At 64.6% G+C, this 14,838-nt stretch carries 15 protein-coding genes; 2 read left to right on the top strand and 13 right to left on the bottom strand.

Features of this window, described 5'->3' with window-relative positions; all coding sequences use genetic code 11:
* Nucleotides 1-231 precede the first annotated feature (231 nt).
* Both BcanWU425_RS19035 and BcanWU425_RS19030 read right to left on the bottom strand, forming a co-directional pair.
* Entirely contained in the window at nt 232-795 is a 564-nt protein-coding gene (locus tag BcanWU425_RS19035) for a YceD family protein (RefSeq protein ID WP_085353405.1), read from the bottom strand.
* Nucleotides 792-1,343: a ubiquinol-cytochrome C chaperone family protein gene (locus BcanWU425_RS19030; RefSeq protein ID WP_026233251.1), complete on the bottom strand. Its 552-nt coding sequence runs from the start codon at nt 1,341-1,343 to the stop codon at nt 792-794. The genes BcanWU425_RS19035 and BcanWU425_RS19030 overlap by 4 nt, the downstream gene beginning before the upstream one ends.
* Before the next feature lie 98 nt (nt 1,344-1,441).
* Here BcanWU425_RS19030 and BcanWU425_RS19025 point away from each other — a divergent pair, with 98 nt between their 5' ends.
* A complete protein-coding gene (locus BcanWU425_RS19025) occupies nt 1,442-1,927 on the top strand; it encodes an outer membrane protein assembly factor BamE (protein WP_018456846.1) in 486 nt (161 codons plus the stop codon).
* An 85-nt stretch (nt 1,928-2,012) separates the two neighbouring features.
* Nucleotides 2,013-3,014, top strand: a complete 1,002-nt coding sequence (locus tag BcanWU425_RS19020; RefSeq protein ID WP_026233252.1) for a Bug family tripartite tricarboxylate transporter substrate binding protein — start codon at nt 2,013-2,015, stop codon at nt 3,012-3,014.
* 72 nt (nt 3,015-3,086) lie between these two features.
* Here BcanWU425_RS19020 and BcanWU425_RS19015 read toward each other — a convergent pair whose 3' ends face one another.
* The 11 genes from BcanWU425_RS19015 to nrdR form a co-directional block, all read right to left on the bottom strand.
* On the bottom strand, nt 3,087-3,359 hold the full coding sequence (locus BcanWU425_RS19015; protein WP_007603436.1) for an acyl carrier protein: 273 nt from the start codon (nt 3,357-3,359) through the stop codon (nt 3,087-3,089).
* Complete coding sequence (locus tag BcanWU425_RS19010) at nt 3,356-4,834, bottom strand: hypothetical protein (RefSeq protein ID WP_204511374.1); 1,479 nt, start codon at nt 4,832-4,834, stop codon at nt 3,356-3,358. The genes BcanWU425_RS19015 and BcanWU425_RS19010 overlap by 4 nt, the downstream gene beginning before the upstream one ends.
* A 35-nt stretch (nt 4,835-4,869) precedes the next feature.
* On the bottom strand, nt 4,870-6,351 hold the full coding sequence (locus tag BcanWU425_RS19005) for an amino acid adenylation domain-containing protein (RefSeq protein ID WP_231190848.1): 1,482 nt from the start codon (nt 6,349-6,351) through the stop codon (nt 4,870-4,872).
* A gap of 65 nt (nt 6,352-6,416) precedes the next feature.
* Nucleotides 6,417-7,625 carry a class I SAM-dependent methyltransferase gene (locus BcanWU425_RS19000; protein WP_231190846.1) on the bottom strand — a complete coding sequence of 403 codons (1,209 nt, stop codon included), beginning with the start codon at nt 7,623-7,625 and terminating at the stop codon, nt 6,417-6,419.
* Nucleotides 7,626-7,979: 354 nt separating this feature from the next.
* Nucleotides 7,980-10,100, bottom strand: coding sequence for a sodium-translocating pyrophosphatase (locus BcanWU425_RS18995; RefSeq protein ID WP_026233254.1), 2,121 nt, complete (start codon nt 10,098-10,100; stop codon nt 7,980-7,982).
* A gap of 235 nt (nt 10,101-10,335) precedes the next feature.
* Complete coding sequence (gene thiL, locus BcanWU425_RS18990; RefSeq protein ID WP_204511376.1) at nt 10,336-11,334, bottom strand: thiamine-phosphate kinase; 999 nt, start codon at nt 11,332-11,334, stop codon at nt 10,336-10,338.
* 176 nt (nt 11,335-11,510) lie between these two features.
* Nucleotides 11,511-12,008, bottom strand: a complete 498-nt coding sequence (gene nusB, locus BcanWU425_RS18985; RefSeq protein WP_007611091.1) for a transcription antitermination factor NusB — start codon at nt 12,006-12,008, stop codon at nt 11,511-11,513.
* A 2-nt stretch (nt 12,009-12,010) separates the two neighbouring features.
* Nucleotides 12,011-12,502: a 6,7-dimethyl-8-ribityllumazine synthase gene (ribH, locus tag BcanWU425_RS18980; protein WP_018456854.1), complete on the bottom strand. Its 492-nt coding sequence runs from the start codon at nt 12,500-12,502 to the stop codon at nt 12,011-12,013.
* Nucleotides 12,503-12,574: 72 nt separating this feature from the next.
* Nucleotides 12,575-13,198: a riboflavin synthase gene (locus BcanWU425_RS18975; protein ID WP_018456855.1), complete on the bottom strand. Its 624-nt coding sequence runs from the start codon at nt 13,196-13,198 to the stop codon at nt 12,575-12,577.
* A complete protein-coding gene (gene ribD, locus BcanWU425_RS18970; protein WP_085357405.1) occupies nt 13,198-14,346 on the bottom strand; it encodes a bifunctional diaminohydroxyphosphoribosylaminopyrimidine deaminase/5-amino-6-(5-phosphoribosylamino)uracil reductase RibD in 1,149 nt (382 codons plus the stop codon). The genes BcanWU425_RS18975 and ribD overlap by 1 nt, the downstream gene beginning before the upstream one ends.
* A complete protein-coding gene (gene nrdR / locus BcanWU425_RS18965; protein WP_007603426.1) occupies nt 14,343-14,825 on the bottom strand; it encodes a transcriptional regulator NrdR in 483 nt (160 codons plus the stop codon). Before nrdR ends, ribD begins: the two co-directional genes overlap by 4 nt.
* Nucleotides 14,826-14,838 lie beyond the last annotated feature (13 nt).

The raw sequence follows: 14,838 nt of genomic DNA, 5'->3' as shown, positions 1-14,838 counted from the left end.
AACATGGCGGTCGGTCAAGCGCCACGCCGCACCCGGACCGGGGCGCGACAATAGCGTTTTGTTATCCCGAAACAACCTCTTGCCCCCAGCCTTTTGCATTCGGGAGCATCGGGCTGCGGACGGACTAATTCACAAGAAGTACATCAAAATCAAACGGATAATCGAGCTTTTCAAACCACCGCCGCAAACATCTCGCCCCGTCCCGAAGCGGTCCTCTGGAGAAGGTGGCACCTATTTGTCTTTCTTCCCGTCCTGAAGTGCCTTCAGGACCGCAAAGGGGTGGTCCTCCGGATCGGGGGCGATAACCTCGGGCTCAAACACGACCCCCGGCTTGCGCGGATAGGGATCGACCGCCAGGAACAGGGCATCGGTGGCAAGCCTCCCAAGGTCGATGATGCCATTGACGATCGCCTCCGGCGGGTCGGCGACCTGCTCCTGATCGTCGTGCCCCTCCTCCATCAGGTCGGCCAGGCGGCGGACCTCGGCCTCGGGGGCGAATATCAGGTCCACCTCCTCGTCGATGTCGCTCTCCATCGGGTCAAGCGTGACCACACAGGTCTGGCCGATCCGGGCGCGAACGTGCCCCGTGACCTGGATCCGGTTGCCGCTTTTCGGCACGACATCGAAATCGGCCTGGACCGAGATAACCTCGCGCAAGCCTGCCGTCTCAGCCATGGCCTGCCGCTCGGCGGCCGAGGCCTCGAGCTTGCGATGCAGGCCGGTATCCGGGATCTGTGCAACGATGACGGGCACCCGCCAGGGATCGGGCCCGGATGCTGGTATCGGTCGGGTCATGGCGTCACATCCTCAGGAAGCGCTGGAGGAAACTTGAAGGACGCACCCAGCAGTGCGGCCTCGCCGGTCTGGGCGAGGTTGGCCTCGGCCGCCCTGGCATAGGCTGCGAGCTGCTGCGCCTGGTCCATGCCGGCCCCATTCAAGATATTCTTGCAGATCGCGGATGCCAGCGCCTCGCCGCCGCCTTCCATGGCCTGATCGTAGGCCTGGACCCGGCCGTAAAACGCCTCGCCGAAGGCCCGCATCCGCTTCGGCACGGTCTGGTCGCCTATCCCCATCTCGCGCAGATTGTCGTCCATGTCCTCGCAGAAACGGTCGAACAGCGCCTGCGACAGCTCGGTGGCGCTCTGGACCGTGCGCAGGCGGCGCAGCAGCAGCCAGAGGTGCAGCAGCAACAGATCGAAACGCCCGTTAACGGTATCCGGCACGCCCAAGTCGCGGTAAAACATGGGTTCTCGCGCCTGCGTCACGATCATGCCATAGATGGCTTCAATGGTGCCCGGCGAGGCTAGGCGGGGTTTCCTGAAGTGATTGAACGGCCAAAGCATTGTGGTTTCCGCAAGCGGGCGCGCGCGTGTTGCATTCAGAGCCTCCGCCCGGTACTTCAGCGCCTCGCGCGACGCAAGGGGACGGAATCAGTTCCGCTATGACGATAACGAACCAGACCAGCCTGCGTGCAGACAAGCCGCGCGGCCTTCATGCACGTTGGCGCGGCTTGCGCCTGTTCGCGGCCGCGGCCCTGGTTGGCGCCGCGCTTGCGGGCTGCACCGGCGAGCAGTTCCAGAAGGGTTACATCCTGCCGCCCGGCGCACTGGAGCAGATCCCGATCGGTGCGAGCCAGGACCAGGTGCTGATCGTGATGGGCACCCCCTCCACCGTCGCAACCCTCGACGGCGAGGTGTTCTATTACATCTCCCAGCGCTCCGAGCGCATTGTCGCCTTCATGAACCAGAGGGTGGTCGATCAGCGCGTCATCGCGGTCTATTTCGACAAGAACCGGCGTGTGCGCCGGCTTGCGAATTACGGTCTCCAGGACGGCAAGATCTTCGATTTCATCAGCCGGACGACGCCGACCTCGGGCCAGGAGATGAGCTACCTCACGCCGATCTTCAAGCTGCTCAGCTTTAACTGAGCCTTCAGCCTGCGGCTTCGTGCGGCTTGCCGTTGCGCATACGCTTCCATACGCTCCTGCAAAATAAGATGCAGGGAGTGGATTCGTGCCCAATCAATTGCTGTCCCGCCGTCGCGTGCTCACTGGCGCTGCCGCTATCTCGGCCGCAGCGATCCTGCCGCGATCGAGCTTGGCGGACTGGAAGCCGACCGAAAACGTCCGCCTCGTCGTGCCGGCTGCCGCCGGCGGTTCGACCGACGTGATGGGTCGGCTTCTGGCGGCGCATCTGCAGGCCGCCTGGGGCCAATCGGCCGTGGTGGAAAACCGGTCCGGCGGCGGCGGTACGATCGGCACGGCCGAGGTGGTCCGCGCCAAGCCGGACGGCCACACCATCCTGATCGGCAATCCCGGCCCGAACGCGATCGCCTACAGCATTTTCAAGAACCTCACCTACAAGCCGGACCAGCTCCAGCCGGTCTCCAACATGATCCGGATCCCGAACATCGTCTCGGCGCATCCCAAGACCGGCATCAAGTCGATCGCCGAGCTGGTCGCCTATCTCAAGGCCAATCCGGACAAGCTCAGCTACGCCTCCTCCGGCGTCGGCCAGAGCCCTCACCTCACCGGCGCCTGGTTCCTGCAGCTCACCGGGCTGAAGATGACACACATCCCGTTCCGCGGCGCCGGTCCCGCGCTCCAGGCGGCGCTCGCCGGCGACATCCAGATCCTGTTCGACAACCTCTATCCGAGCCTGCCGCAGGTACAGAACGGCACCCTCACCGGCCTCTGCGTCACCACGACCGAGCGCAGCGACCTCGCGCCGAACCTGCCGACCATGCGCGAGAGCGCGCCGGAGCTTGCGGCTTTCGACGTCTCGTCGTGGTTCTCCGTGTTCCTGCCGAAGGGTGTGCAGCCTGCCGTTCTCGAAGCGCTCAACCTTCAAGTGAAGGCGATGCTCGAGCGCGACGACATCAAGAAGAACATCCTGGCCATGGGCGCCCGCGCCGACTACGGCACGCCCGACCAGTTTGCCGCCTTCGTGGACGCCGAGACGAAGAAGTTCGCCGGCATCATCCAGAAGGAAGGGCTGCAGATGGACGTGCAGTAGCCTTCGCATCCGCGGACCAACATGCAGCGCCGGGCCGCGCTTTCGCGTTGAGTGCGTGGCGACCCTCGGTTGCTATGCAAGCTCGGCCGACGGCTGTCCCACCAAAGCGGCAATCGCCGAAATCGAGTCCAGGCGCGTCAAATCGAAGCCGATGTCGGAGAAGTTGATCCCGTGGTCGGTCTCAATGCTCATGATCAGCTCGACCGCGTCGAGCGAATCGAGGCGGCCGCTGGTGAACAGCAGATCATCGTCACCAAGCGGCGCGCTGTCGCCCTTCATCAGCAGCCGCTGCACGATGTAGCGTCGCATCTGCGATCTGACTTCAGGGCCGGCTTTCGTGGTCATGTCGAGACTCCCAGGAGATAGAACAGGAATTCGGCGCGTTGCCCGAGCGAATGCTCGCGGTCGAGCGGCGCATCGAAGACGTGAATGAGACAAAAGAAGCTCGACACCCACAGGCAAGGCAGCAAGCGGCCACGCAGCCATCCTCGCGGCGCCAGTTGCGGGACGCGGCGCATCTGCGAGAGCCCGACACTGATGGCCAAGACAAACGTGTAGAACGCGTGCGATTGCTGACCGACCACCGCCCGCCAAAGGCCCATTTCGCCGACGAAATGAATATCGCGGATGAAGTGAAACAGCAGGTTGCCGACACAGGCCGCGGCAAAGGTGGCGAAGAACATGCGAAGCCGGCGATGGCCGCGGAGGCAGCGAACAAAGGTGGGGTAGAAGAAATGGTCGACGAGCAGTTCTTTGTAATAGAAATAGTAGCGATTCCAGAATTCCGCGAGCGTCGTTGACTCCAGAGGCCGGTAGGTGTTGCGCAGCAGGCGAAAGCCGGCAAGTCGCGCCGTGGCGATGATGACGCCGCCGAACACGGTCATGCTCAGCAAGTCCTCGACGAAGAAGCTGACGAGGCTCGCCCATCCGACGAAACGCGGCCAGGGATGGCGCGCGAGATATTGCAGCAGGTTGTCGTCGAACATTGGAAGCTGCAAACGTCCGTGGACGATCTCGACGAGACAGACTCTGACGATGGCGAGCACAAGGATCCAGACCGCAAGCTTGACGCCCTTGAGCTGCGTCACTGCAAGCTCCTCGGGTGTCTTGGCCTCGAAGCGGTCGAGATAAGACAGCCCCTTCCCGAACGGCGTCAGCGACGATCCCCAGAAGGGGTGGAAAACGCTCAGGTGCCGCCACACCGGAGATCGCTTCCTGCCCGCATCGGCCAAACCATAGGCAAGAAACCACAAATAGGGCTGGAACGTCATCAGAAACGACCACAGCAGAACACGCGGCAGGCCGGCCATCATCGTGGCCTGCGTCAGCGCGACGAGTGCCAGGAACGCCAGCAACAGGCTGAGCGTCGGGCGGCGGAAGACCACCGTCCCTGGCCCCTGCATGATCAGCAGGCCCGCGAACAGCGCAAACACGACGACCAGCATGACCGCTTCCAGCAGCGGCTGATAGATCCGGTCGCCGACGCCTTCGTCGATCGTCAGCCGTTCGAGAAAACCACGGTCGATCAGGAAGCCGCTGCGATAGAGCAGCAACAAGGTTGCGAGCAAGATCAGGACGCGCCGGTACCGGCCGGCATAGGCGCACACCAGCGCGAGTCCCGCCGCTGAAAAATCGATACCTATCTGCCGAAACAAAACCGCGAGCAGTCCGACCGCGCAGCAGAGCAGCACGCGGCCACCGATGTCCTGGACCCCCGCCACGAGCCTCGGGTCCCGATCGATCTTGGGGATCAACCGCCACGACGGCTTCGCAAGAGGACCCGATGGCGCGTAGCCGTAGGGCTGGCTTTCAACACTCATCGGACAACGCGCGCGATCACTACGAGCTGTTGCATCTACGAGGCCCTTGCAACAGCTTCGCCGAGCAGTGACGCTACCGAGCGCCGGTCCGCCTTGCCATTGGCATTGACGGGAATGTCTTCCATCCAGATGAACCGGCCCGGCACCATGTAGGCGGGAAGGTGCGCAGTGCAGTGCTGGCGCAGATCGCTTTCCGCCATTCTTGCACCCGAATACGCGGCCAGCAGCCGACTGGCGCCACTGGCGTCGTGCTGCACCACGGCGAGCGCACGGGTTATTCCCCTGCACGCCATCAGCGCGTGGTCGATCTCCTCCAGCTCGACCCGATACCCCCGAAGCTTGACCTGATTATCCGCGCGACCGCGGAAACGCAGGACGCCGGTTTCAAGGTCGGCCTCCACGAGGTCGCCGCTCCGATAGAGGATCGACCGATAGCCGTCGATCAGAGGGTCCTGACAGAAACGGCGGGCGGTCTCTTGCGGGTTGTTGATGTAGCCGAGCCCTACCCCAGGGCCTCCCAGCCACAACTCGCCGGCAGTGCCCGCAAGCGCCGGCTTCATCTCTTCGTCCAGGATCCGGTAGCTGAAATTGGGATTGAGCCGCCCCAGTGGCGCCAACCCGTCCTTGGTCTCAAAAACGGATTCGACGATCTCGAAACCGCTGCAAATGCAGCTCGTCTCGGTCGGGCCGTAGCAATTGATCAGCTTCGCCTTGCCGGCAAACGCGTCGTGGAACCGACGAAGCCGGGCCAGCGGAAACCCTTCACCGCCGAACATGAACCGGCTGACGCTCGGCAGCCAATTCGGGCTCAGAAGGTGCATGGAGTCCAGGAACATGAAGAGGGTCGGCACGGCGAAGAAGAACGTGCACTGATGCTTGGTGATCTCTGACACCAGCTCTGCAGGGGGCCGCCCCTTCTGCGCGTCCAGCGCGACGACCGCCGCTCCGTTCAGGAAGCCGGCATAGATGTCGAAGACCGAATTGTCGAAATAGATCGGGTTGACATTCGTCAGCCGGTCACCGGGTCCAATTCCAAGATCGCTCTTCGCCCAGGCGATCAGGTGAAGCACCCCTTGATGGGGGATGACCACGCCCTTCGGTTCGCCCGTCGATCCCGAGGTGAACATGACATAGGCCGGATCGGCCCCGGTGATCAGGGATGTCAGCGGCAGATTGTCGTCTTCAAGCTGCGACAGGGCATGATGCAAGGCAGCCCGGGCAATTGCATCGCCGATCAATGTCCGCGGCCCAGCTCCCTCGCGCACGCTGACGATCAGCGCGGGCCGGCATCGCTCCAGCATCAGCCGGGCACGTTCCTCGGGGGCCGCAGGATCGAGGAAGACATAGGGTGCTCCGATCTTGATGCAGGCGATCGCGAGCGCATAGGCCTCGGCGATTTTCGGCAATTCAAGGCACACCACGGCGCCCTTGTTGACGCCCCGCGATGTCAACCAACGCGCCAACCGGTTTGCCAACCGGTTGAGCTCCGAAAAGGCAAAGCTGTCGCCTTCGCACAACAGGGCGACGGCGTCCGGCGAGGACGCAACGGTCTCTTCGAAACGCAGCGCCAGATTATGGGCGGTCATACCGACGCCTCGATCAATTCATTGTCGCCGGGATTGCCCGGCGCGTTCGACGAGGCCTGCACGATCTCGGCAAAATCTCGCTGGTTGAGCGCGATCACGGCCGCGGGCAATTTCGCGTCCGGAAACTGGGCCTGCAACACGTCCCCGAGCTCCATGCCGAGATGCTGAAGGAACGCGGCGGCCATCGGATCGGTCGCCAGCGGCCTGCCCTCACTTGCCCCTTGCTTCATGTCCGGCACGAGGCTGCTGTTCTCGCTGCCAGCTGAAGCAGCTTCGCCATCGACACGCAGCACCACGTCATAGCGATAGCGGGTCAGTTCGTAGCTTGATCCGCGCTTGAGCAGGATTTCCGCACCCGATATCCGCCGGATGGATCCGGAAATGCCCTGAAAGTAGCGGGGGGCGATCACCAACTCGCGCTCCTGGGCGATCGACAGGAAGATCTTTCGCGCGAGCGCGGCATCCGTGGCTCCCGAAACTTTCGCGGATTGAGCTTCGCGATGGAAGACCGGCAGGAGCTCGAGGTTACGAACGTCGCCGACGAAGATGTGCCCCCCAGGAGCCACTAGGCCTGCGGCTTGCTCCAAGACTACGTGCAGGTATTCGATGCCGGGAAAGTATTGCACGACCGAATTTAGCACCACTGCATCGAACGAATTCAGCGGCAAGCCGCTCAAATCGGCGGCTTCCCGCTCTAGAAACTCGACATGCCGAAGCTCGGGCTTCGACTGCGCGAACGCACGCAGCCGCTGAACGGCCACCGGCGAGAGGTCGGTCCCGCAATATACGTCACAGCCGGGCGCGAGCTTTTCGACGAGCAAGCCGACGCCGCACCCGATCTCCAACAACCGCCTTGCGCCAAGAGCACGAATTTGCAGGATCGTATGATCGAGCCAATCGACCATATCGGGTTCGGGAATGGGCCTGTTGGTGAAGTTGCTGGTCCAACCGACGAATGACGGCACAACACCGTCGGCGTCATGGCGATATGCTTGATCGAAAGCGCGACGCCATTGCGCAACTCTGCGATCCGACTCGGCCTGGAGATGCTTCGCCTTGCCGGCGCTCAGATGATCGGGGTCAATTGCGACGAAAGCGACCTCGGACTGACCGCCGTGGCCAGGCTCGGCGCTGAGGAAAGCATCCGCCACGCCCGGATGCGCCATCAATGCCCGCTCAATCTCGTTCACAGGCCGTGCAGGCAACGGAACCTCCCTCTCGCGGACGGCGGGCAGCGAACCCCTGAGCATGTCGAGAGCGCGCCGCGCGCGGAGCACCACACGCGTGCTGCGGAGCTCCCTAAGATGCCGCTGACAGTCTCTCGTATTTCTAGAACTCGGCCGGTTAAGCAACCCTAAATGTGCGCACGCGTAGGGTGCACATTTTCGGGCGGCTTACGCCCTCGGCATCGATGGATCGCTCTGATGACCGGATTGTTGCGTTCCGCGTCCCGCCGGGCGGGTTTCATGTTCAGATGATGCGCCGGCCTCCGGCAGCACACACGCAAAGAAAGACCCCGCAGGCCTGCGCCGCGGGGTCTTCGTTCAGCAACGTCTACCTCAGTGCGCGAGGACTGCCAGCAGCAGCAACGCCACGATGTTGGTGATCTTGATCATCGGGTTCACCGCCGGGCCGGCCGTGTCCTTGTAGGGATCGCCGACGGTGTCGCCGGTCACGGCCGCCTTGTGGGCGTCACTGCCCTTGCCGCCGAAATGACCGTCTTCGATGTACTTCTTGGCGTTGTCCCAGGCGCCCCCGCCCGAGGTCATCGAGATCGCGACGAACAGGCCCGTCACGATCACGCCGAGCAGCATCGCGCCCACCGCCGAGAACGCCGCCGACTTGCCGGCCGCCCCGCCCCCCGCGATCGCATAGATCACGAAGTAGACGAAGATCGGTGACAGCACCGGAAGCAGCGAGGGGATGATCATTTCCTTGATCGCCGCTTTGGTCAGAAGGTCGACCGCCTTGCCGTAATCCGGCTTGTCGGTGCCTTGCATAATGCCCGGCTTCTCGCGGAATTGTCGGCGGACCTCCTCGACGATCGCGCTCGCCGCGCGGCCCACGGCGGTCATGCCCATCGCGCCGAACAGATACGGCAAGAGACCGCCGAACAACAGGCCTACCACGACGTAGGGATTGTTGAGCGAGAAGTCCGGTTTGACGCCGGCGAAGTAGGCGTGGTGCGCGGAGTCCGCAATGAAGAACTTGAGATCCTCGTTGTAGGCCGCGAACAGCACCAGGGCGCCGAGACCGGCGGAGCCGATCGCGTAGCCCTTGGTCACCGCCTTGGTGGTGTTGCCGACTGCATCGAGCGCGTCGGTCGACTTGCGAACCTCCTTCGGCAGGCCCGCCATCTCGGCAATACCGCCGGCGTTGTCGGTCACCGGACCGAACGCGTCGAGCGCGACGACCATGCCGGCGAGCGCCAGCATCGTGGCGGTCGCGATCGCGATGCCGAACAGGCCGGCGAGGCTGTGGGTGACCAGGATGCCGGCGATGATGACGATCGCGGGCAGCGCGGTCGCTTCCATCGAGATGGCGAGGCCCTGGATCACGTTGGTGCCGTGGCCGGTCACCGAGGCCTGGGCGATCGACTTCACCGGACGATAGTCGGTGCCGGTGTAGTATTCGGTGATCCAGATGATCAGCGCGGTGACGGCAAGGCCGACCACGCCGCACTCGAACAGCGCCATGCCGGTATAGTCGACGCCGGCGAGCTTGCCGAAGCCGATCAGGTAATGGATCACACCGGCGATGCCGACCAGCGAGAGGACGCCGGTTGCGATCAGACCCTTGTAAAGCGCGCCCATGATCGACTGGCTCGGCCCGAGCTTCACGAAGAAGGTGCCGATAATCGAGGTGATGATGCAGATGCCGCCGATGGCGAGCGGCAACGTCATCATGTCGGCGAGGATCGGCGTCTTGGCGAAGAAGATCGCCGCCAGGACCATGGTGGCGACCGCGGTCACCGCATAGGTTTCGAACAGGTCGGCGGCCATGCCGGCGCAGTCGCCGACATTGTCGCCCACGTTGTCGGCGATGGTGGCCGGGTTGCGCGGATCGTCCTCGGGGATGCCGGCCTCGACCTTGCCGACGAGGTCGCCGCCGACGTCCGCACCCTTGGTGAAGATGCCGCCGCCGAGACGAGCGAAGATCGAGATCAGCGAGGCGCCGAAGCCGAGCGCCACCATGGCGTCGATGACGACGCGGCTGTCAGGCGCAAGCTTCAGCGAATGGACCAGGAAGCCGAAATAGAGGGTCACGCCAAGCAGCGCGAGACCCGCCACCAGCATGCCGGTGATGGCGCCCGCCTTGAAGGCGAGCTCGAGACCACCCGCGAGCGACGTGGTCGCCGCCTGGGCGGTGCGCACATTGGCGCGGACCGAGACGTTCATGCCGATGAAGCCGGCCGCCCCCGACAGGATCGCGCCGATGGCAAAACCGATCGCGACGTAGAGTCCCAGGAAATAGGCAAGCAGCACGAAGATGACGATGCCGACCATCCCGATCGTGGTGTATTGACGCCGCAGGTAGGCCTGGGCGCCTTCGCGCACCGCTGCCGCGATTTCCTGCATGCGCGGAGACCCCGCATCCGCGCTCAACACCGAAGACGTCGCCCAGATCGCGTAGACGACGGAAAGCACTCCGCAGAGCACAATCAACCATAATGCTGTCATGTGATTTTTTGCCTCAGATCCTTGATGAACGTACCCCCGGCGCCTTTTGTTTTCCGTCGTGCGGTGCGGCGCCTTGATTTTGAAGAAGGCCGCTCCTTGCCCGAAGGCGCGGCCTTAGTCGGTCACGACCTTGCCAAAATCAAATTGAGGGTGCAACGCCAGATAAGGCCGAAAAGCCGATCTCGGCAGGTATTTAGCCTGTCTTGGCAGCCGGGACGCCGGTTTGGAGCAATTCCTAGAAGTGGCTGTAGGAGAGCCGCTTCAAGACCAGCTCCTGGCCCTGCCCGTCCAGGAAGCGCGGCCGCTCATGGCCCGCGACGATCGTGCCGATGGCCGTGACGGCAAGGCCTGCCGCACGCCCCAAGGCAATCAGCGCGTTGGCTTGCGCTGGCGGAGCGGTGCACAGCACCTCGTAATCGTCCCCTCCGGCCAGCAGCGTCTCGACGGAAACGACCTTGCCTGCGATCAGGCCGGCGGCAGCGGCCGAGAGCGGCACGCTCGTCACGTCGATCGTGGCCGAGACGCCTGATGCCGCACAGAGCTTGGTCATATCTCCAGCAAGGCCGTCGGAGACATCCATCGCAGCCGTCGCATGGTCACGCACGGACTGCGCGAGAGCATTGCGCGGCTGCGGCACGCGATAGCGCGAGATCAGCGTCTCGCGCGCGTGCGGATCGGAGGCCAGCGCATTCGCGACCGCGCCGCCCTTGAGCACGTCAAGGCCAAGCGCGGCGTCGCCGATCGTCCCCGTCACCAGGATACGGTCGCCCGGTTGGGCGCCGGTGCGGCCGACCATCCGCCCCTGCGGCACGCGGCCAAAGGCGGTAATCGAGATCATTTGCGGCCCCGGCGTCGACACCGTGTCGCCGCCGAGCAGCGGACAGACGAAGGTTTTCGCATCCTCGCCGAGCGCGTCCGCGAACGGCCTGAGCCAAGCGTCTTCCTTGCTGCGCAGCGCCAATGTCAGCACGAAGCCGGCCGGCACGGCCCCCTTGGCGGCGAGATCGGACAGGTTCACCCGCAGCGCCTTGCGCGCGATGGTATCGGGCGGATCGGTGGCAAGATAATGCACGCCCTCGACCACCGCGTCGGTGGTGACGACGATGTCGCTGCCGAGCGCCTGCAGGATGGCGGCATCGTCCACCAGCCCCAAGGCGCCGGGATCAGTCGCCAGCGGCTTGAAGTAGCGCGCGATGAGGGAGTCTTCGGCGGAGGGATTGTGCGGGTTTGTCATCAGCGTCAGCCACACACTTCGCTGTCATCGCCGGGCTTGACCGGGCGATCCAGTATTCCAGAGACGATCGTGTGACATCGATAGGCCGCGGCGTACTGGATCACCCGCCTTCGCGGGTGATGACGGCGGAATATGGGGCAGCCACATCGCATCAATTCACCGCCCTGCGCCTCAATTCACCCCCGCCCGAACTCGTCACCGCGAAACTGGCGGCCGATCTGGTCGAGCACCGCGTTGACCATGCCGGTCTCCTCGCGGTCGACGAAGGCATTGGCGACGTCGACATATTCGGACACGACGACGCGGCCCGGCACGTCCTTGCGGTGTTCCAATTCGTAGGCCCCTGCCCGCAGCACCGCGCGCAGGATCGCTTCGATGCGCTTCAATGGCCAGCCCTTCGACAGCGCCTCGTCGATCAGCGGATCGAGTTTCTTCTGGTCGCGCACGACGCCGGAGACGACGTCGCGGAAGAACGCCGCTTCAGCCGGGAGATATGTGTCGCCCTCGACCTCGTTGCCGAGCCAGTGGCTCTCGAACTCCGCAAAAATGTCGTTGATGCCGGCACCGCCGATATCCATCTGGTACAGCGCCTGTACGGCTGCGAGCCGCGCCGCACCGCGCCGGTTCGCCTTCTTCTCCGTGCCGGCCGGCGGCTTCTTGTTGTTATCGGCCATGATCAAGCCCGCGCCAGCCGGCGCTTTATGCGCAGCATCGCAATCGCGGCCCGCGCGGCATCGCCGCCCTTGTTCAGCTCGCTGGCGCGCGCCCGCGCCCAGGCCTGCGCCTCGGTGTTGACGGTGAGGATGCCGTTGCCGAGCGGCAGCTTTCGCGCCACCGCCAGGTCCATCAGCGCGCGCGAGGATTCCTGCGAGACGATCTCGAAATGGATGGTGTCGCCACGGATCACGCAGCCGAGCGCGATCGCGGCATCATAGGGCTTGCCATTGGTCGCCGCGGCGTCAACCGCGATGGCGATCGCCGCAGGAATCTCCAGTGCACCGGGAACCGTGATGACGTCGTGGGTCAGACCGGCCGCCTTCAGCTCGGCCACCGCGCCTTCGAGCATCGCGTCCTGGAGATCGTCATAGAACCGCGCCTCGACGATCAGCGCGCGTGCGCCGGAAACGTCGGTCTGGTCCTTCAGGGGTGCGCGCCGCGCGTCTGCCATCGTCAAATCCGTTCCACAGGGGTTGGCGCTATGTAGTCGCCACCAGCGGGTAAGCCAAGTTTAAAGACGCCGTCACTTCATTTCCGTCAGCCGCGCCGCGTAGCGGGCCATCAGATCGACCTCGATATTGACCTCATCTCCCGCCTTCCAGCCGCCGATCGTCGTGACCGTCAGGGTGTGCGGGATGATCAGCACCGAAAAGGTCACGTCCTTCACCGTATTAACCGTCAGCGAGACGCCGTCGAGCGTGATCGAGCCCTTGGTCGCGATGAACCGCGCCAGCTCCCGCGTCGTGGAGAGCTCGAACCGCGCCATGTCGGGCAGGTCCTCGCGGCTGACGAGGGTCGCGATGCCATCGGCATGGCCGGCGACGATATGCCCGCCAAGCTCGTCGCCGATCTTGAGCGCACGCTCGAGATTGAGCCTGGTGCCGACCCTCCAATGCTTTGCGGTCGTCAGCGCCAACGTCTCGGCCGCGGCATCGACGTCGAACCAGGTCCTTTGAGCAGAGTCCTTGCCGCCTTCGACGCCGGAAGCAACCACCGTCAGGCAGACGCCGTTGCAGGCGATCGAGGCGCCGTCCGCAATGGTGGTCTGCTCGTAGCGGCAGGCGATGCGCAGCCGGTGCAACTGGCCCTGCGCCGTCGGCGTGAAGCCGACGATCTCGCCGATATCGGTGACAATGCCGGTGAACATCACGCGCGCTCGTAGATGGTGAGAGTATCCTGATCGAAGGTCTCGCTAGCATGAACCTTGTAGGCCTGCGACTGCGTGATTTTCGACAGGGGCAATGCAGCGAGCGCATCCACCCCGTCGGCGCCCACCGCTTCCGCGCCGTGGAACAGCCAGATCTCGTCAACGAGGTCCGCGGCGATGAAGGACGCCGCGACGCGGCTGCCGCCCTCGACCATCAGCCGCGTGATGCCCTTGCCGGCCAATGCATGCAGCACGGCCGCAAGATCGAGTCCCGAGGCATTGCCGGGCGGCACGCGGATCACCTGCGCACCGGCCGCACCGAGCCGCGTGGCGGCCGCGGCCTCCGCGAGTTCAGAACCCACCACCCACAGCGGAATCTCGCGCGCGGAGCCCACGAGCCTGCTTGCGCCGGGAATACGCAGATTCTGGTCGAGCACCACCCGCACCGGCGAGCGCACCGCCATGCCCGGCAGGCGGCAGTCGAGCTGCGGATCGTCCGCCAGCACGGTGCCGATGCCGACTAGGATGGCGTCGCTTTGCGCGCGGAGGAGATGCACCCGGTTGCGCGCCGCCTCGCCGGTGATCGCGACCGGCTTGCCGCCGGCCGCGCCGATCTTGCCGTCGGGCGAGACCGCGAGCTTCAGGATCACATGCGGGCGGCGATCCCTGATGCGACGGAAATGCCCGGCGTGATCGAAGGCGGCTTCGCGCGCGCACAGACCCACATCCACCATGATGCCGGCGGCGCGCAGGCGTGCGTGGCCCTGACCGGCGACTTCCGGATTGGGATCCTCGATCGCGGCCACCACGCGTTTGATGCCGGCGGCGATCACGGCGTCCGCGCACGGTGGCGACTTGCCGAAATGCGAGCACGGCTCCAGCGTGACGTAGAGCGTGGCGCCTCGCGCGGCCTCGCCTGCGCGCCGCAGCGCTTCAGGCTCGCCATGCGGCCGTCCGCCAGGTTGGGTCCAACCGCGGCCGACGATCACGCCGTCCTTGACGATGACGGCGCCGACGGCGGGATTGGGCCAGGTACTTCCCTGCCCGCGCCGGCCGAGCGCCAGCGCAAGCTCCATGAAGCGCCGGTCGGCATCTCTGGACTCGCGCGCCTTCTGCGCGAATTGATCCTCCAGGATGCGGAAGATCATTTGCGAATCGCGGCGAGCCGCGCTTCCTCCTCGCCGGAGAGCTCGCCGAGCACGTCGGCGAAATCCTTGGCCTCGCGGAAATTGCGGTAGACCGAGGCGAAGCGGACATAGGCGACGTCGTCGAGCGTGCGCAGATGCTCCATCACGGTCTCGCCGATCACCTCCGAGGAGATTTCAGCCTCGCCCCCGGTCTCGAGCTCGCGCACGATGGTGGAGACCATCTTCTCCACCCGTTCCGGCTCGACCTGCCGCTTGCGCAAGCTGATCGACACCGAGCGCATCAGCTTGTCGCGGTCGAACGGCACGCGGCGGCCGTTGCGCTTGATCACCGTGAGCTCGCGCAGCTGCACGCGCTCGAAGGTGGTGAAGCGGAAATTGCAGGCGACGCACACGCGCCGCCTGCGTATCACGGAAGAGTCCTCGGTCGGACGCGAGTCCTTCACCTGCGTATCGAGACTGTTGCAGTTCGGGCAGCGCATCCGTTGACCTTGA

Source organism: Bradyrhizobium sp. WU425, from assembly GCF_021052305.1.
GTDB lineage: Bacteria > Pseudomonadota > Alphaproteobacteria > Rhizobiales > Xanthobacteraceae > Bradyrhizobium > Bradyrhizobium canariense_D.
Note: the sequence above shows the minus strand (reverse complement) of the source record. Positions and strands in the feature narration are given on the sequence as shown.